Genomic DNA, 20,452 nt, shown 5'->3' with positions numbered 1-20,452 from the left:
CTAGCTATTCTACTTTCTCCACGTCCCTAATCGTGATTATTGACTTATCGTTTCACCGGACCGAAAAGAAATGCCGCGGTGTCCCAACGCTCGATGGCGCAGCCGTTATGCCGCGAGAAACTCGCATCGACCGGATCGCCGTGCAGCGTTCCGCTGACTTCGGCCCGTTGCGGCCCGCCATAGATTTCGGTGCAGATCTCGTCCGGACCGGGCTTCCCGGTGATGATGCTGGGTTCAAGCTCGAGCTGCAAGCAGGCCTTGGACGCGTCGGGAAGGGTGCTGGAATCAGCGGCTTGCTCGCCAGAGCATTGCAAGGTGTACTGCTGCGAGATTTCGGTGCCGTCATCGCGGATGGTGATTTCCAGTCGGGTGCGAGTTTCATGGCCGCTGCCGGCGGCGCAAGAAGCCAGCAAGAGGCCCACGGCGCTGGCCGCGATGCCGGCCAGCAGCAGGTGGTTTCCGCGTGCTGCGCCCATGCATCCATGATGCCCCGGCCCTAACCAGAGTTCTAGTCTTCCGGGGAGATTGGCAGTTTGTTGGCGACGTCCAGCAATTGCTTGCGCAGCGCATCGGCGCGCTGCGCAAATTCCTTTTGCAACCGCACATACTCGGCCTTGCCCTCGGGAGTTTCAATCCGGATGGGTTCGTGGCCCCAATCGCCCAAATCATAAGGGGAGGCCTGCATGTCCATGGTGCGGATGTCCCAAGCGAGCTCGAAGCAATCCATGAGCAGTTCGCTGGGTACCGCCGGGGAGAGCTTGTAGGCCCATTTGTACAGGTCCATGTTGGCGTGCAAGCAACCGGGCTGTTCCAGATCGCGCTGGGTTTCCCTGGTTGGCTGCAGCTCGTTGAGCTCGATGGCCTGGGGTGCGTAGAAGCGGAAGGCATCGAAGTGGGTGCAACGGATCTTGTGGGTTTCCACCACTTCATCGGTTCCCTGTGCGCCCAGGCGCAGCGGAAGGTACTCATGGCGGATGCCGTTTTCCTCCGACTTGTAGGCCATCGCCCACTCGTGGAGGCCGAAGCAGGAGAAATTGCCTGAACGCTGAGAGGTGCCGGCCAGGATGATTCGGGCGAACTCGATGGCGCGTGCGCGCGCCTTGCCGAACGCCGGCGCATCAAATTGGTAGCCCGTGCCGTGGCTGCCCTGGACAACGCGGTAGAACTTCCAGTCGCGGCGTTCTTGGGCGGTCTCTCCGGTGAGAACCACGTCCATTCCGGGATGCCATCGGTAGAGCTGGCCAGGCTTTTGCGTGTAGTAGGTGAACAGGAAATCCTCGATAGGGTGCTTCTTGCCTTTCATGCGCCGATCCACGAAAGGTTCGCCAAAGGCCCGCGCCCGTGCTTCATGCTCGGCGGCATCAGGCATCCACTGCGAGGGTTCCAAAATGGTGGAGGTCAGAGGCATACTTCTAATTATTCAATTCATGGGCCGATGAAACCAGTTTGGTACGCCAACTCACACTTCCTGGAAAAGGGGGACGCGATGCAAGACTTTCCTGTCTGGGAACCGCCCATGGGCGGTACCGAGCAGCAGCATCTGTTCGGGATGCTCGACAGGCTGCGCACCACTTTCCGGTACAAGGCCGACGGGCTGGACATCCGCCAGCTGGCCACGAAGCTGCCCAGTAGCCAGCTGAGCCTGGGCGGATTGCTGCAGCACCTTGCTTTGGTCGAGGACGAGAAATTCACTTACTTCATCGCCGGGCAACGCCCCGAGGTGCTCCTTGAGCTCACAGCCGACGGGCGTGAGCAGTTCGTTGTGGATCTGGACGACGATCCGGAGATCCTTTACCAACGCTACGACCATGCGGTGGCCAAGAGCCGGAAAATCCAGCAGTCGATCATCGAGGAAGGGACGCTGGATGCGGACTCGGGATTGGAATTCGAAGGCAAGCATGCGTCGATACGCAGAATCATCTGCGATCTGATCGAAGAGTACGGCCGGCATGCAGGGCATGCAGATCTCCTGCGGGAAGCAGTTGACGGGCGAGTGGGCGAAGATGCTCCGTGGGATTATCTGCCCGCGTGGTACGGGGATTAGCGGCAGAAGACAGCTTCCCTTGAGCAGTGGCGGTTTCCAGAGGCCTGGAACCATGATGGGCCTTTGAGCCGGTGCCGACTCAGTCCCTTCCCGCATAATCCAATGGGGACCGGCTTGGCGCGAGTTATGGAAGAAACCTGAAAGCCCGTGGGGAAAACATGCCCCCGCCCCTACGATGGGGCCATGAACATTGAGCGCTCCAGCCAGTTGCCGGTATCTGCCCCTGTCGTCTTCGACTGGTTCTCGCGACCCGGGGCCATCCAGCGGCTCCTGCCACCGTGGCTTCCGCTGAAGGTCATCGAGGAAGCGGGCTCGCTGAAAGACGGAACAGCCGTCTTGGGTCTTCCCGGCGGATTGCTGTGGAATGCCAAGCACCAGCCCGAAGGCTTCGCTCAGAACCGCAGTTTCGTCGACCAGCTCGAACCGGTTGGGCTGCGCGGCCTTCCTGCGCGTGCCGTGCGGTGGCGGCACGAGCATTACTTCGAGCCCGCTGGCCAGCAGTCCACCACTGTGCGCGACTGCATTGAGTCGAATATGCCCGGGCGGCAGATCGAATCGATGCTCGCCTACCGGCACCGCCAGTTGGCGGACGACTTTGCCGCCCACCATCGTGCAGCGCAGTCCGGGCTGGAACCGCAGGTGATCGCCGTAACCGGCTCAAGCGGACTGGTCGGCCAGGCCCTCTGCGCCTTCTTGTCCACCGGAGGGCACCGGGTCATCAAGCTCGTGCGGCACGCACCGAACACGGCTAGCGAACGGCGCTGGGATCCAGCGGACCCCGACGAAGGCCTGCTCGAAGGGTGCGATGCGGTCATCCATCTGGCTGGGGCGAGCATCTTCGGACGATTCAGCCAGGCCCATCGCCAGGCGATCGCCTCCAGCCGGATCGAGCCCACCCGCTCCCTCGCCCTGCTGGCGGCACGTTCAGATGTCCGTACCTTCATCAGCGCCTCGGCCATCGGGTTCTATGGCGCTTCAGCCGGAGCGGACCCGCTGGACGAGTTCGATTCCCCGCCGGCCGGCACCCCGGACTTCCTTTCCGGCGTCGTGCAGCGATGGGAGCAAGCCGCCGAAGAAGGCGGCGGTTCAATGCGCCGGGTGCAGATCCGCACCGGTGTCGTGCTCAGCCCCAAGGGCGGGATGCTCGCTGTTCTGCGCCCGATATTCTCCGCAGGCCTGGGCGGACCCTTGGGCGGTGGACAGCAGATGCTGTCGTGGATCGGCCTTGATGACCTGCTGGACATCTACCATCGCGCGCTCTGGGATTCGCAATTGGCTGGCCCCGTCAATGCGGTAGCGCCGCAGCCGGTCAGCAACGCCGAATTCACCCGGGCCCTGGCGCGCGCGGTGCACCGGCCCGCAGTAATACCAGTCCCCGGTGCTGCCCCGAAACTGGTGCTTGGCGCCGAAGGGTCGCAACTGCTGGCCATGGCCGATCAGCGGATCGTCCCGCGCAAGCTGCTTGATTCCGGGCATCAATTCCGCAACGAGCGGATAGAGCTCGAACTGGCCCATAGCCTCGGCGCGAGCTAGGTGCTGGAACCCCCTGCCACGCTTCGAATGCTCCAGCGCTAGGTCGCTGCAGGGAACCGGGCTCGCCCAGCCGGGTGCAGGCGAATTGGAGATAAGCCAGCCAACGGATTATCATTAGCTTAGCTAGATAATAGCCAATCTAGATAATTTTTTGCATCTGCCGGCGGCGGGAGGAGCTTGCCCATGCCGGCAGTTGTTCCAGGAGAAAGTGTGGAAGATCCTGATGGGAAACATGTCGGTAGCCCCGTTCGATGCAATCCTGTTGATGTCGTTTGGCGGACCGGAGAAGCCAGCTGATGTCCTTCCCTTCCTGCAGAACGTCACTCGGGGACGAGAGATTCCAGATGAACGTCTCGAAGAGGTGGGCGAGCATTACTACATGTTCGGTGGAAAATCACCGATCAACGAGCAGAACCAGGCTTTGCTGCGGGCGCTCCAAGATGAATTCGCGAGCCGCGGCATTGATGCGCCGCTGCTCTGGGGCAACCGGAACTGGGAACCGTATCTCGCTGAAGTGGTCGGTAACCATGCGCGCATGCACGGCTCGCGCAGGTTCCTGGCTATTGATACTTCGGCGTACTCCTCGTATTCCTCTTGCCGGCAATACCGGGAGGATTTTGCAGGTGCCGTGGCCGCACTGGAAGCAGAAGGCATCGAGGTGATGATTGACAAAGTCCGCCAGTACTACAACCACCCGGGATTCGCCCAGGCCCAGCTCGAATGCCTCCGGCGAGGGCTGGCAGATCTCAAGCGGCTTGTCGGCAGCCTGAATCGCAGTCGCCACAAGATCCTCTTCGTAACCCATTCAATTCCGACGGCGATGCAGAAATCATCGGAGAAGTTCACCGCTGGTTACCAGGGGCAGCATGAAGAGCTCATGGCGTGGCTTAGCGGGGAATTGCATGGAGATGAACAATTGGATGCCGAGCTGGTGTTCTGCTCCCGATCCGGATCTGCGCACACCCCTTGGCTGGAACCGGACATCAATGACCGCATGCGCGAGCTTTCGGAATCTGGAACTGAAGCGGTACTGGTGGTTCCGCTAGGTTTCGTCTCCGACCACATGGAGGTGAAATTCGATTTGGATACCGAAGCGGCGCAGACAGCGCGTGAGTTGGGGATGGCGTTTCTCCGCGCCGATAGCGTCGGCATTTTGCCCGCCTTTGTCAGCGGCTTGGTCGATTTGGTCCTGGAACGCGCAGCTCAAGTGCGTGGAGAGCACCCGGAGCAAAGAACCATCTCCGGCAGCAAGGCGCTGGGCCCGGGCAGCGGTGCCTGCTCCCGGAATTGCTGCGAAGGCACCAGAGGAAAAAATACTGTTCCGAATTGGAACCTCGATAAGCCCGCAAGCTAGGCAGGCAGTTGCTTGCTGGCCATCACTGTTGGCTGGCAAGCCACCGGAACTGCAACGGTCCCCGTTGGGTCCGGAATTCGTGTGCTCGCGATGATGATCCCGAGTGCTGCGGGCTACGAAACAGGGCCGGCTTTCCGAATCATCGATGATTGGTTTCTGCTGGATCAAGCCTGGCTTTGCCGACCCTGCGTGGCCCGCGGCCGCCCGGGCACCTGAGAGCGAAGCCAACTAGGTGCTTTCGTCGTCAAAGGGAGCCGGGCCGGAAGGCGCTGGCGGTGGCGGTGAGCGAGGCGGTGCAGGCTTCCTCGCAGTAGCGGAATCCGACAGCGCCTGGCCTGTCAGTTCATCGAGATTCTCGCGTAGCGCGTCGCTGATGATCCTGCGAGGATCATATTGCCGAGGGTCGAGCCTTTTCAGATCCAGATCCTCGAATTCATCACCGAGATCCTCGCGGAGCTGTTCTTCGGCATCAGCGGCGAGACGGCGCAACTGCCGAATCAGCGTGGCAGTTTTCCGCGCATAGTCCGGCAGTTTCTCGGGCCCGAGCAGAACGGCCGCCAGAATGGCCAGGACGATGAATTCATTGCCGTTGATGCCTGCAATGCTCACGGGGAACCACCTCGCAATGTAGAGCTTGGACAGACGAAAGCAGCCGGGATTCCCGGTCTTGCCCGCCTTGGCGCCGGGCTAGCCGCAAAGATCCTGGTCGGCGTTGCGGCTGTCCATCTGGATGGGCTTCTTCTCGGGCCGCTTCAGATCCTGGTAGTCCTGGCCCAGGATTAATTCGATGCTTTCGACCTCGGCGACCGTGGCCTTGATATCGAGATTCATTGTTTTTGCGAATGCAGCGGCTGTGCTCCTGGCATCATCGGTGTCCGGAATCAGCATCTTGGTCTGCGCCTGCAAAGTCGCGGCGGTAGCTATCGAGATGACCGTGTAGCCCTGCTTCGTGGCGTCGTTCGCGAACTGTCCGGCAAGACCGCTTACGTGCGCGCCGTTGACGATGCTCAGAGGCAACTTCCGGTTGGCGGATTGCTCAGCAGCAGTTGTTCCGGTCGCGGAATCGGAGCCGGGATTCACCGGGATGCCTTGCTTGATGCGGTCGAAGATGAGGGCAGCGTCAGGGGCTGGGACCACCCTGTTGGCGTTTGATGGCGCTGGCTGGTTCGGCATGGTCATGAAGGAGATTTTGTCCGTGGGGACCTCCTTGATCCTGGCCGCCAGTGACGCAAGGTCCTGCAGCGAACTGAGCTGCGGGTCGACGGTCATCGAGGAGGTGGTGGCGTCGAGGAAGGAATAGAGCCGGTCAGGGCGTGCGAGGACTTCCTTGCTCGTGGCACGCTGGACGATGGCGGACATGACCTTCTGCTGGTTTCCCAGCCGGGCCAGGTCGCTGCCATCGCCAACGGCATGGCGCGTCCTGGCCAAGGCCAGCGCGTCGGTTCCGTCCAGTTCCTGCCGCCCGGCGGGAAGATCCAGATTCGCTTTCGGATCCGACATCGGCTGGGCAAGGCACACCTTGACACCTCCCAGCGCGTCGATGATCGAAATGAATCCTTCGAAGTCCACTTCGATGAAATGGTCGAGGCGAACTGCCGTGAGGGCTTCCACCGCTGCGACGGAGCATGCGGGCCCGTAATTCAGCGCGGAGTTGATCATGCCGTAGCCACCGGCATAGGAACCAGATCCGGTATCCGCGCATGCGGGAAGCTGCATAACGGTATCGCGGGGAATCTGGATCGCTTCGATGCGCTCATTCCCGGGAGACACATGGACCAGAAGCATCGAATCGCTGCGCCGGGAACCGGTGTCGGAGCCGAAGCCGGTGGAACTGAAATCCCGGCTATCCGAACCGAGCACCAGCACATTCAGCCCTTCGCTGGAATCGGGGATTTCCGAGTCGGATGCCCTGAGTGCAGACACCGAAATGTTCCCCTGCAGCCGCAGGAACGCGAAGCCCGCAGTCACCACGACAGCCAGAACCAGGGCAGCAGCCATGATGGCGAACATCCTGCGCCGCGTCCGCTTGGAATTTCGCATGGCAGCGGATGCCGTCCGCAGGGAATTCACGATTCTGCACTCCTTGGTCAAGCCTTGGCTGGATTACCCCTCCAGCTGACCACGTCAAACGCGGAAGGAACCAATAGCAAGGCTGGGACGATCCATGCATTCAGCGCATGAAACGCCAATTTCCCGCAGAAGCCCAAGGGCACTGCAGCCGCACCGAGACTTCGGTCTCAGAGGAACTTGAGGAACTCGTCCACTGCCGGATTGCGGTACTCGTCGCGTCGATAGATCACGCCCAGCGGCCTGCTGGCCGGCAAGAGCAGTGGAACCTGCTTGCCGCCGAAGATCACGGCGGTGCTGGCCATGATTCGCGGAACCAAGGTGATCCCGCCGGTCGCGACACTCAGATGCACCAGCGCGTCACGTTGCGTTGTGGTGATGAGCCGTGGAGCGGTGGCCTTGAAGCTGCGGTACACCTCGTCGGTGATCTTGCGGATCGAGGTGCCCTGCGGGAGCGTGGCAAGGGTGAGGGAATTGAGCAGTTCAGCGCTCAGCCCGGTATCGGGGTCCACCTCGGTCTCCTCGGATACGACCGCCGAGAACTGCTGATCGCGCAATGATTTTCCGATGAGATCTGCAGGGATGCGCTCGTTCACGCCGAAGGCCAGATCGGCGCGATTCAAGCGAAGCGCGTCGGCAAGCTGCTCGCCATCCTCCACGCTCAGGATCTCGATCCGGACGCCGGGATGGCGGCGATGGAATGGGCCGATGAACTCGGGCATGATTCCGCCAACCAGCGAGGGCAGGCCTGCGATGCGCAGGGACCCGGTGGCCAGCGCACGGGTGGAGGAAGCGATGCTTCCGATCGCGGCGACTTCGCGCAATGCGCGGCGTCCGGCGGGAATGATGCTCCGGCCGATCTCGGTCAGGACCATGTCCCTGCCGGAGGCCCGGAAGACGGGCAGGCCCAAGGTGCGTTCCAGGGCGCTGATGCGGCGGGACAAGGAGGGCTGGGAAATGCCGAGGATATCCGCGGCGGCCGTGAATGAGCCGTAGTCCACGATCATGACCACGGCTTCGAGCTGGGCCAGGGAAATGCTGTTCTCGAGAGGTTCTCTTTCCATGCGCTGGATGCTTCCTTCGCTTGGGGACGGGGTGGGTGAATTCCTTGAATCCCGGAGGGTTGGCCCTGACTCCAGCATTCCACGAGAGGCCGAGCTTGCCGAGCGGATGCGGAAGTGGCGGTTTCCGGAGAGCCGCCATGGGTGTCCGGCTCAAAGTGATGGGCCCAGCTTAAACACCGGGCTCCGCGCTGCCCGAGTCGATAAATCCGGGTGGCGCGGAGCCAGGCTGACGACGGACCATCGGTCCTTGGGGCATTAGCCCATGTGGATGACACCGAGGAGCATGCCTGAAGCAAGCATGACCAAGGAGACCACCAACGCGCGCCACAGCACCTTCTTGTGGTGATCGCCCAAGTCCACACGAGAGAGCGACACCAGCAGCAGGATGGCTGGAACGAGCGGAGACTGCATGTGCACTGGCTGACCGGTGATGGAGGCACGAGCCATATCCACCGCTGGAACACCGAAGTGCGCGCCGGCTTCAGCGAGAACTGGCAAGACACCGAAGTAGAAGGCGTCGTTGCTCATCAGGAAGGTGGCAGGAATCGAGATCAGGCCGGTCAGCACCGCCATGTAGGGGCCCATGGAGGAAGGAATGACATCCACCAGCCACTGGCTCATGGCATCAACCATGCCGGTGCCGGAGAGCACGCCGGTGAGCACTGCCGCAGCGAGCACCATGGAGACCACTGCAATTATTTCGCTGGAGTGCGAGGCAATCATCTTCACCTGGTCGGAGACCTTCGGGAAGTTGGCAATCAGCGCGATCGCGGTACCCACCATGAACAGGTATGGCAGCGGCATGACATCGACGACCAGCAGCACCATGATGGCGACGGTCAACGCAAGGTTGAAGTAGAACACCTTGGGGCGCAGGGTCTCGCGATCCGGATCCAGCACGGTGCCGTCCATGGTGGAGAATTCGGTGCCATCGCCCTTGCGGGCCACGGATTCCAGAACTGCCAGGTTGCCACCGGCAGGGGAGATGCCGCCCGGGGTCTTTCCTCCGGTCGGGGTGGCAACGTTGCCGCCACCGAGCTCGGTGCCCCAGATTTCCGGACGCTCGCGCTGCAGGCGGCGGCGCTCGGAAACACCCATCTGCCATGCGAACAGAGCAATGACGATGAGGGCAATGCCCAGCGAAGGCAGCATCGGAACGAAGATTTCCGAAGCGTCCACACCCAGTGCCGCGGCGGCGCGGGCCGTTGGGCCGCCCCATGGAACGATGTTCAGGGTGCCGTTGGTCAGGCCGGCCACACAGGTCAGGACCACTGGGCTCATGCCCAGGCGCTGGTAGATCGGCAGCATGGCGGCGGTGACCACGATGAAGGTGGTCGATCCATCGCCATCCAGCGAGATGACCGCGGTGAGCAGCGCGGTGCCCATGACGACCTTGGCCGGGTCGTTGCCAACCAGTTTCTGGATGCCGGAGACCAGGCGGTCGAACAATCCGACGTCGATCATGATGCCGAAGTACATGATCGCGAACATCAGCAGGGCTGCGGTTCCGGACATGTCCTTGACTGCGTCCATGACCATGTCGCCCAGGCCGAATCCGGCACCGGTGAATAAGCCGAAGATGGTCGGTACCAGAATCAATGCCAGCAAGGGCGTCATGCGCTTTGTCATGATCAGCACCATGAAGGTGGCGACCATGAGGAATCCGAGTGCAACAAGCATTGACCCGACCTCCATTTCAGTGTGAGTGAATCCTTTGGCCCCGCAAGCCGGGCGAGGCACTAATCCAAGGTACGTGGCGGTGCTCACTTTGCGCGTCTTGTGCTTATTGTTGAACGGTTAAGTTCTTTGCCATCTTTTTGCTCATTAAAATCACGAGCGTGGGAGGATGGGTTTATGCTGGGTGGCATGTTCCGTTCTGGCGCCGGCACCCGGCATTTCGCCTCCCGCATCATGCGACTGCAATTCCTGGTCGTAGGTGTCTTGATTGTCCTGGTTACCGCAGGAACGCTTTTCGCCAGCTATGACCGGGTATATTCGAAAGCGGAGGACACTTCGCTGACCATCGCCCGCACCGTGGCGGTGCTGCCGGAAGTCGTCGAGCGGGTTTCACGCTACGCCCAGCAGGACAAGCTGGATCCGCAGGCGCTCGCCGAGGGAGAGCTGCAACGTCTTGCTGACGCCGTCATCGAGCAGGAGCAAGCCTATTTCGTGGTGATCACCGAAGACCGCGGACTGCGCCTGAGCCATCCGAACCCCGAAGAACTGGGCAAGATGGTCTCCACCGACCCGGTCGCCTTGAAGGGAATCGAAGATGTCTCCCGGGAACACGGAACCCTTGGGGAATCGGTTCGCGCCAAGGTCCCGATCTACAGCACCGCTGGTGCCGTTGTCGGCGAGGTTTCCGTGGGCGTGACCACCGACTCCTTGACCGGGGCACTGCTCGGATCCTTCGCCTGGATCGTCTTGTTCGCGGCGCTCTCCGCGGCCCTGGCGGTGTTCGCCGGGCGGGTGACCGTACGCCGCTTGAAGCGCCAGACGCTGGGGCTGGAACCGGCCGAAATCGCCCAGCTGGTCAGGGACCAGCAGGCGGTGCTCTACGGTGTCACCGAAGGCGTCATGGGCATTGGCGCAGACAAGCGGATTACCGTGCGCAACAAGGCTGCCCGGCAATTGCTGGGGCTGCCGCACCGCACGGAATTGGAAGATGTGGTGGGCCGCCACTTCGAATCCGCTGGCCTGGATCCCCGGCTGGTCAAGGCCATCAAGGAATGCGACCCGGCACCTGTCCGTTTCGGAGCGAATGGCAACTCGCTTATCGCCCGCGTGACCAAGGTCGACCGTGATGGAGTGGATCTCGGGCTGGTCGTGCTGCTGCATGATGTCACCACGCTGGAAGCGCTGGGAACCAAGCTCGACGCGGTCCAGGACATGGCCGACGCGCTGCGCGCGCAGCGCCATGAATTCGCCAACCGCATGCATGCGGTCCTCGGGTTGATCAATCTGGGCAAGATTGAACAGGCCGAAGACTACCTGCGCGAGGTGATGGAAGCCGGGCCGAAGATCGCCCAGGTTCCCGGGCTGGAGGCCATCCAGGATGCCTACCTCGCGGCGTTCATTTCGGCTAAGGCGGTGCGTGCCCACGAATTGGGTATCGAACTGCGGGTGTCCCCGCAATCCATGCTTTTCGGGCAGATCGCCTCGGCCCATGATGCCCAGGATGCCACCGCGGTCCTGGGAAATCTGCTGGATAACGCCTTCACCGCGGCGCTTAGTGCGGATGCTGAACCCTGGGTGGAAATCGATCTGCTGTCCGAGGGGAACACCCTGCACATTGCCGTGGCCGATTCGGGACCTGGCATCACCACCGACGAGGATGTCTTCGCGCGGGACGTCAGCACCGGATCCCATCTGGGCAACGAGCATGGGCGTGGCGTAGGACTGCCGCTGATCAAGCGGCTCGCCCAAGCCCGCAGCGGGGATGTCTGGATCGCGGATCGCGGCACCGATGGTTCAGGTGCAGTGTTTGCAGCACGCTTGCCGGCGGTGCTGGCTGAACCATCCAGTTCAGAAAATGACCACAGTGAAGGAGTGCAACTTTGAACGAGAACAGCAGCGGAAATTATCGGGTGCTGATCGTTGATGACGATTTCCGGGTTGGCGAGCTGCATGCGGAGATGGTCAATGCCATCCCCGGGTTCCAGGCTTTGGAACCTGTGCAGGATCCGCGCGTGGTCCCCAAATTGATGCAGAGCCTGAAACCCGATTTGGTCCTGCTGGACCTCTACCTGCCGCATGTGAGCGGAATCGAGCTGCTCAGAGAACTCGATGTCGATGCGATCATGATCTCCGCGGCGATTGAGCCGAAGAACATCGACAAGGCGCTGCGCTCAGGCGCGCTGGCCTTCATCATCAAGCCTTTCGATGCCAAGACCCTGGCTTCCAAGCTCAAAGGCTGGGCGCGCTACCGCCGCCAATTGGCCGGGACCACGGAGTTCAACCAGCAGGGCGTGGACCGGTTGTACCGGTCGCTCCAAGGCGGCGAGGAAACCAGTGCGTCAGTGGGTGCCGCCCCGACCGAGCATGCAGTGCTTTCCTGCGTGAAGGAAGCGGCCGAACCGATGAGCGTTGCCGAAGTTGCAGAAGCCGTGGGTGTTGCCCGGGCGACAGCGCAACGCTATTTGGCGGCACTGGTGGCCAACGAATCCCTGGAGCTCCAGCTCGGATACGGAACCCGTGGCCGCCCTGAACACCGGTACGTGGCACGCTAGCGAAGGCATCCTAGGCGGCGTCCCAGACCCGGCGGTAGAACGAGATCTTCCACTCGTCCGGTTCGATGCCGTAGCCCGCGTAGACGTCCTGTTCGAAACCAGGCCCGTAGTTCCACTCGGTGCTCCACGCGGCAATGGCCAGATCTGCCCAGCGGTCTGCGAGTCCCAGCATGCCCAAATCCACATGCGCGCTGAACTCATGGTCGTCGGTGATGATCGTGTTTGGCAGGCACGCATCGCCATGGCACACCACAAGATCCAGTTCCGGGACGTTGTCGAGAAACCCGGCCTGCTGATCGGCTGGCAGATGCTGAATACGGGATTCCAGATCCCAGTCGAAAGGGCATGCTCCAACGGGCAAGGCATCGTGCATTTGCCGCAGTCCGAGGCCGACAGCGTGGGCTGAACGCGCAGGGTCGCTTTTGCCCAGGCTGCTGGCTGCGCTGTGCCCGTGCAATGCGGCGGTGATGAGCAGCTGGCCGTCAGCGTGTTGTTCGCAGGAGAGCACTTCCGGGACCCGAATGAATTTTCCTGCCCATCTCATGCGCTGGGCTTCAGTTTTCAGATCGCCTTCCGCTTCCGGAGGGCACCCCGGCGACCACTTGGCGAAGCGTATCTGTTCGCCCGAGCCGATGCGGTAGGTGACTCCGCCAAGCGCGTTTTGCCAGATACCCTCGATTTCTGCCGGACCAGCTGCTGCGCGCACCGCCAGGGGAACAGGATGATCCGCCGAGGGCGGGCCAGAAATCACTCGCGTTGAACTCATTGTCCAAGTCTGCCAGCAATCGGCGTTCCGGTGGCGGTCCGGAGGAACCCCAAGCGGCTTGCAAATTCGCGCAGGTGCGCTCGCTCGCGCACAGCCACTGGATTGCCAGGAATTAATTTCTTCTTGTGTTCATCTTGGCTCAAGGAAACGGCTGATCGAGTCGTGAACACTGAGGCGCATGACTGATATTTCGCGTCGCAAATTGCTCACCGGTGCTCTCGGTGCCAGCGCCCTGACCTTGGTCGGGCCGACGGGAGCAGCGCTGGCTTCCAGCAGCCCCCGCCTCGTGCGTTCCCGACTTGGCCTGACCAGCGGGTTTTCCATGGGTGATGTCTCCACGAGCAATGCCGTGCTCTGGGCACGCAGCTCCGGCGAAGGCCGCTTGCGTGCTCAACTGCGCGCGGTAGACGAGACCGGGGAAATCATCCGCGGCCGTGGATCATTCGCCAGGACTCTGCGCGGCGCCTACGCCCGCGAGGCCACCGACTTCACCGCAAAGATCAATGCTCAGCATCTGCCTGCCGGAACCCGCTTCGCAGTCACCATCGGTTTTGAGGACGACAACGGAACCCTTGGCGAGACGCAGGATGGCTGGTTCAGCACCGCACCTGCACTGACCGGTCGCCGCAATCATGACGCCTCCCGAGCCCAAAGCTTCGTCTGGTCCGGCGACACCGCTGGCCAGGGCTGGGGCATCAATGAAGAGATCGGCGGCATGCGCGCCTACGCGGCCATGCATGCGACCAAGCCGGATTTCTTCGTGCACAGCGGCGACACCATCTACGCCGATGGCCCGATCGCCGCAGAGGTCGTGGAACCTGATGGCCAGATCTGGCGCAACCTGGTCACCGAAGAAGTCTCCAAGGTGGCCGAAACCCTGGACGAGTACCGCGGCCGGCACCGCTACAACCTGATGGACCGCAACGTGCGGGCCATGTATTCCGAAGTTCCGGTGATTGCCCAGTGGGATGACCACGAGACCCACAACAACTGGTGGCCGGGCGAGATCATCGAAGATGAGCGCTACACCGTGCGCGATATCAACACCTTGGCAGCTCGCGGACGCCAGGCCTGGCAGGAATACCAGCCCATCGCCGACCCGCGCGCCATGCGCTCAGGCACTGGTTTCGAGGCGGCTCGAATTTACCGCAAGATCTCCCGCGGCCCTGCGCTTGACCTGTTCGCGTTGGACATGCGCAGCTACAAGTCGGAGAACACCACTGGAATGGAAGTGAAGTCCACATCCATTCTCGGCGAAGAACAGCTGAATTGGCTGGTGGATTCCCTGGCCAAGTCCAAGGCCACCTGGAAGGTCATTCTCAATGACCTTCCGCTGGGCATCATCGTTCCAGATGGCAAAGCCCAGGAATCAATTTCCAACGCTGACCACGGGGCACCGCTGGGCCGCGAGCTGGAGCTTGCCCGCCTGCTCAAGGCGATCAAGGACCGCGGCATCAAGAACGTCGTTTTCCTGACTGCCGATGTGCACTACTGCGCAGCCCACCACTACTCGCCGGAACGCGCGGCATTCCGCGAGTTCAATGAGTTCTGGGAATTCGTGGCCGGGCCAGTCAATGCCGGTTCCTTCGGGCCGAACCAGATGGACGGCACTTTCGGGCCGCGTGTGGACTTCTCGCTCGCAGGCACCACGAACCAGTCGCCACGCGATGGCAAGGGCCAGTTCTTCGGCCACGTCGATCTTGACGAGCAGGACCTGTTCACTGTCACGCTGCGCAACGGACTGGGCGACATCGTCTACACCAAGACGCTGGAACCGGCCAAGTAGAGACCAAAATGGAGAACGCCTGCGAAACAGGAATTGTTTCGCAGGCGTTCTTCCCTTGGCTAATCAGCGCTTAGCGTCCGGTGCCGCCGTAGACGGTGGCTTCCACGTCGGTATCCAGGTCGAACGCGGTGTGGATTGCACGTACGGCGTCGTTGAGCTTGTCGGCATCGGTGACCACGGAGATGCGGATTTCTGACGTCGAGATCATGTCCACATTCACGCCGGCGCGGTGCAGCGCTTCGAAGAAGGTGAAGGACACGCCCGGGTTCGAGCGCATGCCTGCGCCGATCAGCGAGAGCTTGCCAACCTCGTCGTTGTGCTCGATATCCTCGAAGCCGATTTCCGGCTTTGCGGTGTTCAGCGCTTCGAGCACATGCTTGGTTTCGGTCATCGGCAGGGTGAAGGAGATATCGGTGGCACCAGAGCCGCGGGTCGAGATGTTCTGCACAATCATGTCGATATTGGCTTGCGCAGCGGCGATCACACCGAAAATCTGTGCGGCCTTGCCCGGAATGTCAGGTACGCCAATGATGGTGACCTTGGCTTCGGAGTGGTCGTGGGCGACACCTGAGATGATTGGCTGTTCCAAGGGTTCTCCCTCTTGAATTTTGATTTTGTCTTCGGGATCCGGGAGCACCCAGGTGCCCTCGTTGGTGCTGAATGAGGAGCGCACGTGCAGCGGCACGCCGAAGCGGCGGGCGTATTCAACGCAGCGCAGGTGCAAGATCTTCGAACCGCTGGCGGCCATTTCCAGCATTTCCTCGCTGGTGATCTTCTCGATCTTCTTTGCCGAGGCGACCACGCGTGGGTCGGCGGTGTAGACGCCGTCCACATCGGTGTAGATCTCGCAGACATCGGCGCCCAGAGCCGCGGCCAGTGCCACGGCAGTGGTGTCCGAGCCGCCACGGCCCATGGTGGTGATGTTCTTGGATTCCTTGCTCATGCCCTGGAATCCAGCGACGATGGCAACGAATCCGCGGTCGATGGCCCGGCGCACCCGCTGCGGGGAGACCTCCATGATGCGGGCCTTGCCGTGGGTTGAATCGGTGATCAGGCCTGCCTGCGAGCCGGTGAATGATGCGGCCTGCTCGCCGAACTGGTTGATGGCCATTGCCAGCAGCGACATCGAGATGCGCTCGCCAGCGGAGAGCAGCATGTCCATCTCGCGAGCCGGTGCATCATCTGTAAGCTGGCCTGCCAGATCCAGCAGGTCATCGGTGGTGTCGCCCATTGCAGAAACAACGACAACCACGTCATGGCCCTTGGACTTGGTATCAATAATTCGGCGCGCTACGCGCTTGATGCCTTCGGCATCTGAAACGGAAGAACCGCCAAATTTTTGAACAATTAGGCCCATGGGCACTCACTCCACCTGTTGAAAGCTGTGCCTCGCCGCCGGTGGTTGCTGACAGAACTTTGGCGCGAGGCATCTACCAGATAAATATTGTGACAGCTATGAGGGGCCATGTCCTAGTTGGGGCGGTAACCATTGGTCATATTGCCTAGGAACACCAGCGCGAGTTGTCGAAAAACACTGGCTATCCCTTGAATTCAGCCAAAATTTGTCGCCAAAAGCTCTTCCATTCAGACACCTGCTCAGGCGTTTCAGCCTTAGTGATATTTATGGCTACCGAGGATTTTCCGCCCTTGAGCCCAATGTCCACCTGCGCCTTGGTGCCATCGCTGAAGTCCGCCCGCCAGTAGCGCCAGCGCTCGGAGGCGCTGGTGCGTGCAGGCTCGGATAGCTGGTTCCCATTGAATTTCTTGCGGTCTTTCACGCAGGCGACCCAGCGCTCCAGCGCCGTATCCAAATCGGCATCGATGGTGCTGCTGACCGAGCCCTGGAAGGTGCCGTCCTGGGCTTGGCCGGGTACGCGTCTTCCGATGTGCTGCTCATAGGCCACCGCGACGGATTGGGCCCACCATTCTGGATTTTCGACTGTTTCGGGTATGTGGGTGATGGCCAGTTCGGCCATCTCCTTATGCGCCAATTCGTCGGCTCCGCCGGCACGCAGCTTGGCGCACCACTGGTCCCACTCGATGCCTGTGGCATTGGCGATGGCTGACGTGTTGCTGCTTTTGATTGCCATGAGCTCAGTCTACGACCCGCTCAGAGCTGCCGGTACTCGGAGGCAATGCGCCGTGCCCAGAGAAGCCTCTGGCTTTCCTGCCGGTCCTTCGTCAGTGGAAGCAGCATCTGCACCTGTTCGCTCTGCTTCATGCAGCGCAGACCGGCGGAGTCCATCGTGCCTGCCCATTCGTCCATGCTTGATCCGGCGTGGTCTTCGATTTTCTCTGCTCTGCTCAAGGATTCGCTCATGTGCCCGAACCTAGCAAGCCGAACCGACAGGATGGCCGCTGCAAGCTTCAGCGCGGAGGAATGCCCCTACGAGCAAGGGAATTTAAGCGGCTCTGGCCGGCCTTCTCGGTATTTCCGAGAAGGCCGGCCAGAGGGCGAAGCGAACTAGAGGGACTGGATTTCCAAGTTCAACCGGCCCAAAAGATCGATGAGTTTCGACAGGTCCTCATCATCCCAATCGGTCATTCGCGAGCGCAGATCCGTGCGCCATCCTTGGAAGGTTTCATGCCACCGTTCGCCAGCAAGATCGGTAGGCAGGAGGTGTGACACCCTTCGGTCTTCCGGATCGACTTCCCGCTTGACCAGTTCCAGCTGTTCCAGCTTCGTGATCATGCGCGACAGCGAGGCCTTGTCAACCAACAGCCTTTCGCAGATTTCCGACTGGGTGATGCGCTGGCTGCGCAAGATCATGCCCAGCACCGGAAGGTGGCCCGGGGTGAGCCGGCTGTCGAGCCGGGTGGCCAGTTCCCGCTTGGCACGCGCCGTCAGCGCGATGAGCGAGAATAGCTCCTGTTCGGCGCTTGCGTACAAATCGGGACGTTCCGCCACCGGGACGCCATCGGCTTTGCTTGGAACCTGCACTGGATCTCCTAGTTGCCAGCTGGCTTTTCTGCCTTGGCTGCGCCCTTGTCCTCAGCGTCCAGATCCTGCATGCGCTCGCTGGCGGTCTGGGTCTTCAGCGACTGGTTGGGGATCAGGCATACAGCCACGACGACAATCAGCGACAGCGGAGCGGCAATGGCGAACAGCGAAGGTACTGCATCGCCGTAGATGGACTCGAAGATCACGCGGACCGGTTCAGGCATCGCGGCCACCGAAGGCAGGTTTCCGGATCCCAGAGCCGCGGTCAGTTCCTTGGCCTGGTCGCCCAGGGAGGCCAGGGCCGCGGCCAAATCGGACTGGCGGTCGGCGATCATGTTCGGCACGGTGGTCGCCAGTACGGCGCCCAGGCCTGCGGTACCTGCAGTGCCGCCCAGGGTGCGGAAGAAGTTCACAGCCGAGGAGGCTACGCCCAGTTCCCTGACGTGGACCGAGTTCTGCACCACCAGCACCATGTTCTGCATGACCAGGCCCATGCCGGCGCCGAGGATGAACATGTAGGTAGCGACCAGCGCGTAGTTCGTGTCGTAGTGGATGGTTCCCAGCAGGAACAAGCCAATGACAACCAGCACAGAACCGGTGACGACCAGCGCCTTCCACTTGCCGGTGCGCGAGATCAGCGCACCGCCGATGGTGGAGATGACCAGCAAGCCGCCCATCAGCGGGAAGGTCATCAGGCCGGCCATGGTGGCTGATGCGCCACGGGCCATGATCATGTACTGGCTGAGGAACACCGAGGTGCCGAACATTGAAACACCAATGGCCAGCGAGGCGATGACCGCGAAGGTGAAGGTGCGGTTCTTGAACAGGCCCAGGCTCAGCAGCGGCTCCGTAGCCTTGGTCTCAACCAGAATGAACAGTGCCAGCAGGACTACCGCGCCGGCAATCATCAGGTAGCTGGTCGCCGAGGCCCACTCGAACTGGGAGCCGCCCAGCGACATCCAGATCAGCAGCAGCGAGACGCCGGCGGACAGCAGGACGATGCCCCAGTAGTCGATCTTGACCTTGCGCTTGGCAATGGCCGGCAGGTGCAAGGTGCGCTGGATCAGGATGACCGCGGCGATGGCGAAAGGCAAGGCGATGAAGAAGTTCCAGCGCCAGTTGATGGCATCGGTAACGAAGCCGCCGATCAACGGGCCGCCCACGGTGCCAACGGCCATGACAGCGCCGAACAGGCCCATGTACTTGCCGCGTTCACGAGGGGAGAGGAAATCGGCCATGACAATCTGTGCCAAGGCGCCAACGCCACCGCCAGCCAGGCCCTGGACCACGCGCATGGCGATCAGGAAGCTGGTGTCCTGCGAGAAGCCTGCCGCGGCCGAGGCCAGGACGAAGATGGAAAGCGAGATCTGCAGCAGCAGCTTGCGGTTGCCCAGGTCGGCGAGCTTGCCCCAGATCGGGGTGGCGATGGTGGTCGCCAGCAGCGTGGCGGTGACCACCCAGGTGTAGGAGGTCTGGCTGCCGTTGAGATCCGAGACGATCAGCGGCAGCGAGCTGGAAACAACGGTGTTGGCCAAGATGGAGACGAACATGCCCATCAAAATGCCCGTGAGGGCAGTGAGGATTTCGCGGTGAGTCATCTTGGGCTTGGCGACCGGTGCGGTTGCGGTCATTAAAGCTCCAAAAAAATAGGGTCAGGCGTGGAACGCCTGAATGGTTGATTGATGTCAACTATACGAGGATAGTTGACCTTTATCAACTAAGCGTGTTTCACCGCACATCGCGCTGCAGGAATGGAAAAACGCCCTGCACTCATGCCGGTAAAGCGGTCGAGTGCAGGGCGTTCAAAAACTGCGGGAATTAGTGGCTGCGGCGGCTGTCCATCTCGGGAACAACTGGATGCGACGACGCTTCGCCGGTGTCACCCGTGTCGCTGGCAACGCGCAGCAGGCGTGGCTCGGAAAGCTGCGCCTTCGGCTTTTCTGCGGTATCCCCAGCTTCTGTCTGCGGTGCTTCCTGCTCGGATTCCTGCTTCTCTGCCTTGAGCCGGGCCGGGCCGGGTGCGGTGCGACCGGCAGCCCGGCGTCCTTCGAAGGCGCGGGCCAAGGTCACTTCATCGGCGTATTCCAGATCGCCGCCCACCGGCAGGCCGGAAGCCAGACGGGTAATGCGGATGCCCAGGGGAGCCAGCGCGCGCACCAGGTACACGGCGGTGGCTTCGCCTTCGAGATTCGGGTCGGTGGCCAGGATCAGCTCGGTGATCGAGTCATCGGCCAAGCGGGTGACCAGCTCACGGATGTGCAGCTGTTCCGGGCCAATGCCTGCCAGCGGATTGATGGAACCGCCGAGCACGTGGTACTTGCCGGAGAACGCCCGGGTGCGTTCAATGGCCAGGACGTCCTTGGACTCCTCCACGATGCAGATCTTTGTTCCATCGCGGCGCTCATCGCGGCAAATGGCGCAGGTATCCTGCTCCGAGATGTTGAAGCAGATCTCGCAGAATTTCACCTTTTCCTTGACCAGCTGGATCGAGGCGGCGAGCCGGGTCATGTCCTCGGCATTGGCATCGAGAATGTGGAAAGCAATGCGCTGAGCCGACTTCGGGCCGATGCCAGGCAAGCGACCGAGCTCGTCGATCAATTCCTGTACAGCACCTTCGTACACGTGCGCCTACTTTCTAGCTTGCTTCACTACCTTGAAATTGTTCCGT

General features: G+C 61.5%; 18 protein-coding genes and 1 pseudogene. 6 read left to right on the top strand and 13 right to left on the bottom strand.

The window, feature by feature from the left end; all coding sequences use genetic code 11:
- Positions 1–44: 44 nt before the first annotated feature.
- Together EKH49_RS09910 and EKH49_RS09905 are read right to left on the bottom strand one after the other, a co-directional pair.
- Positions 45–476 (bottom strand): hypothetical protein, encoded by a 432-nt coding sequence (locus EKH49_RS09910; protein ID WP_128470719.1) that lies wholly within the window; start codon positions 474–476, stop codon positions 45–47.
- A gap of 32 nt (positions 477–508) precedes the next feature.
- On the bottom strand, positions 509–1,408 hold the full coding sequence (locus tag EKH49_RS09905; protein ID WP_128470718.1) for a 3-methyladenine DNA glycosylase: 900 nt from the start codon (positions 1,406–1,408) through the stop codon (positions 509–511).
- A gap of 78 nt (positions 1,409–1,486) precedes the next feature.
- Between EKH49_RS09905 and EKH49_RS09900 the strand changes: the two genes are divergently transcribed.
- The 3 genes from EKH49_RS09900 to EKH49_RS09890 all read left to right on the top strand — a co-directional run bounded on the left by EKH49_RS09900 (position 1,487) and on the right by EKH49_RS09890 (position 4,931).
- On the top strand, positions 1,487–2,044 hold the full coding sequence (locus tag EKH49_RS09900) for a mycothiol transferase (protein ID WP_128470717.1): 558 nt from the start codon (positions 1,487–1,489) through the stop codon (positions 2,042–2,044).
- A gap of 183 nt (positions 2,045–2,227) precedes the next feature.
- On the top strand, positions 2,228–3,577 hold the full coding sequence (locus EKH49_RS09895; protein WP_128470716.1) for a TIGR01777 family oxidoreductase: 1,350 nt from the start codon (positions 2,228–2,230) through the stop codon (positions 3,575–3,577).
- Between the two features lie 208 nt (positions 3,578–3,785).
- A complete protein-coding gene (locus EKH49_RS09890; RefSeq protein WP_330857427.1) occupies positions 3,786–4,931 on the top strand; it encodes a ferrochelatase in 1,146 nt (381 codons plus the stop codon).
- Between the two features lie 228 nt (positions 4,932–5,159).
- Here EKH49_RS09890 and EKH49_RS09885 read toward each other — a convergent pair whose 3' ends face one another.
- From EKH49_RS09885 to EKH49_RS09870, 4 genes are all read right to left on the bottom strand, one after another.
- Entirely contained in the window at positions 5,160–5,540 is a 381-nt protein-coding gene (locus EKH49_RS09885) for a Sec-independent protein translocase TatB (RefSeq protein WP_128470715.1), read from the bottom strand.
- Positions 5,541–5,618: 78 nt separating this feature from the next.
- A complete protein-coding gene (locus EKH49_RS09880) occupies positions 5,619–7,001 on the bottom strand; it encodes an LCP family protein (protein ID WP_161567498.1) in 1,383 nt (460 codons plus the stop codon).
- A gap of 167 nt (positions 7,002–7,168) precedes the next feature.
- Positions 7,169–8,062, bottom strand: a complete 894-nt coding sequence (locus EKH49_RS09875) for a LysR family transcriptional regulator (protein ID WP_121866017.1) — start codon at positions 8,060–8,062, stop codon at positions 7,169–7,171.
- Positions 8,063–8,317: 255 nt separating this feature from the next.
- Positions 8,318–9,742, bottom strand: a complete 1,425-nt coding sequence (locus EKH49_RS09870; RefSeq protein ID WP_128470714.1) for a CitMHS family transporter — start codon at positions 9,740–9,742, stop codon at positions 8,318–8,320.
- 186 nt (positions 9,743–9,928) lie between these two features.
- On the opposite strand from EKH49_RS09870, the gene EKH49_RS09865 reads away from it, so the two are divergent.
- Both EKH49_RS09865 and EKH49_RS09860 read left to right on the top strand, forming a co-directional pair.
- The gene (locus EKH49_RS09865) at positions 9,929–11,623 is read left to right on the top strand and encodes a sensor histidine kinase (protein ID WP_128470713.1); all 1,695 of its coding nucleotides are present in this window, start codon (positions 9,929–9,931) and stop codon (positions 11,621–11,623) included.
- Entirely contained in the window at positions 11,620–12,291 is a 672-nt protein-coding gene (locus EKH49_RS09860) for a response regulator (protein ID WP_128470712.1), read from the top strand. The genes EKH49_RS09865 and EKH49_RS09860 overlap by 4 nt, the downstream gene beginning before the upstream one ends.
- A 10-nt stretch (positions 12,292–12,301) precedes the next feature.
- Here EKH49_RS09860 and EKH49_RS09855 read toward each other — a convergent pair whose 3' ends face one another.
- On the bottom strand, positions 12,302–13,057 hold the full coding sequence (locus tag EKH49_RS09855; protein ID WP_128470711.1) for an aminoglycoside 3'-phosphotransferase: 756 nt from the start codon (positions 13,055–13,057) through the stop codon (positions 12,302–12,304).
- 178 nt (positions 13,058–13,235) lie between these two features.
- Between EKH49_RS09855 and EKH49_RS09850 the strand changes: the two genes are divergently transcribed.
- Positions 13,236–14,843, top strand: coding sequence for an alkaline phosphatase D family protein (locus tag EKH49_RS09850; RefSeq protein ID WP_128470710.1), 1,608 nt, complete (start codon positions 13,236–13,238; stop codon positions 14,841–14,843).
- Between the two features lie 70 nt (positions 14,844–14,913).
- On the opposite strand, the gene EKH49_RS09845 is transcribed toward EKH49_RS09850, so the two are convergent.
- The 6 genes and pseudogenes from EKH49_RS09845 to recR all read right to left on the bottom strand — a co-directional run.
- Positions 14,914–16,200, bottom strand: a complete 1,287-nt coding sequence (locus EKH49_RS09845; protein ID WP_128470709.1) for an aspartate kinase — start codon at positions 16,198–16,200, stop codon at positions 14,914–14,916.
- 181 nt (positions 16,201–16,381) lie between these two features.
- On the bottom strand, positions 16,382–16,933 hold the full coding sequence (locus EKH49_RS09840; RefSeq protein WP_128470708.1) for a hypothetical protein: 552 nt from the start codon (positions 16,931–16,933) through the stop codon (positions 16,382–16,384).
- A 20-nt stretch (positions 16,934–16,953) separates the two neighbouring features.
- The gene (locus tag EKH49_RS09835; protein ID WP_128470707.1) at positions 16,954–17,163 is read right to left on the bottom strand and encodes a hypothetical protein; all 210 of its coding nucleotides are present in this window, start codon (positions 17,161–17,163) and stop codon (positions 16,954–16,956) included.
- Positions 17,164–17,307: 144 nt separating this feature from the next.
- The gene (locus tag EKH49_RS09830) at positions 17,308–17,784 is read right to left on the bottom strand and encodes a MarR family winged helix-turn-helix transcriptional regulator (RefSeq protein WP_128470706.1); all 477 of its coding nucleotides are present in this window, start codon (positions 17,782–17,784) and stop codon (positions 17,308–17,310) included.
- Between the two features lie 8 nt (positions 17,785–17,792).
- The gene (locus tag EKH49_RS09825) at positions 17,793–19,415 is read right to left on the bottom strand and encodes an MFS transporter (protein ID WP_128470705.1); all 1,623 of its coding nucleotides are present in this window, start codon (positions 19,413–19,415) and stop codon (positions 17,793–17,795) included.
- Between the two features lie 400 nt (positions 19,416–19,815).
- Positions 19,816–20,406 (bottom strand): annotated as a pseudogene (gene recR / locus EKH49_RS09820) (recombination mediator RecR); the annotation flags it as partial.
- Positions 20,407–20,452 lie beyond the last annotated feature (46 nt).

This window comes from Glutamicibacter sp. HZAU (assembly GCF_004100365.1).
Classification (GTDB): Bacteria; Actinomycetota; Actinomycetes; order Actinomycetales; family Micrococcaceae; genus Glutamicibacter; species Glutamicibacter nicotianae.
This window is presented reverse-complemented; position numbering and strand designations above follow the sequence as displayed.

Excerpts from the sequence above, each read along its gene's own strand:
- EKH49_RS09910 (WP_128470719.1), bottom strand. The coding sequence starts at position 476 with ATGGGCGCAGCACGCGGAAACCACCTGCTGCTGGCCGGCATCGCGGCC.
- EKH49_RS09905 (WP_128470718.1), bottom strand. The coding sequence starts at position 1,408 with ATGCCTCTGACCTCCACCATTTTGGAACCCTCGCAGTGGATGCCTGAT.
- EKH49_RS09900 (WP_128470717.1), top strand. The coding sequence starts at position 1,487 with ATGCAAGACTTTCCTGTCTGGGAACCGCCCATGGGCGGTACCGAGCAG.
- EKH49_RS09895 (WP_128470716.1), top strand. The coding sequence starts at position 2,228 with ATGAACATTGAGCGCTCCAGCCAGTTGCCGGTATCTGCCCCTGTCGTC.
- EKH49_RS09875 (WP_121866017.1), bottom strand. The coding sequence starts at position 8,062 with ATGGAAAGAGAACCTCTCGAGAACAGCATTTCCCTGGCCCAGCTCGAA.
- EKH49_RS09870 (WP_128470714.1), bottom strand. The coding sequence starts at position 9,742 with ATGCTTGTTGCACTCGGATTCCTCATGGTCGCCACCTTCATGGTGCTG.
- EKH49_RS09865 (WP_128470713.1), top strand. The coding sequence starts at position 9,929 with ATGTTCCGTTCTGGCGCCGGCACCCGGCATTTCGCCTCCCGCATCATG.
- EKH49_RS09855 (WP_128470711.1), bottom strand. The coding sequence starts at position 13,057 with ATGAGTTCAACGCGAGTGATTTCTGGCCCGCCCTCGGCGGATCATCCT.
- EKH49_RS09850 (WP_128470710.1), top strand. The coding sequence starts at position 13,236 with ATGACTGATATTTCGCGTCGCAAATTGCTCACCGGTGCTCTCGGTGCC.
- EKH49_RS09845 (WP_128470709.1), bottom strand. The coding sequence starts at position 16,200 with ATGGGCCTAATTGTTCAAAAATTTGGCGGTTCTTCCGTTTCAGATGCC.
- EKH49_RS09840 (WP_128470708.1), bottom strand. The coding sequence starts at position 16,933 with ATGGCAATCAAAAGCAGCAACACGTCAGCCATCGCCAATGCCACAGGC.
- EKH49_RS09835 (WP_128470707.1), bottom strand. The coding sequence starts at position 17,163 with ATGAGCGAATCCTTGAGCAGAGCAGAGAAAATCGAAGACCACGCCGGA.
- EKH49_RS09825 (WP_128470705.1), bottom strand. The coding sequence starts at position 19,415 with ATGACCGCAACCGCACCGGTCGCCAAGCCCAAGATGACTCACCGCGAA.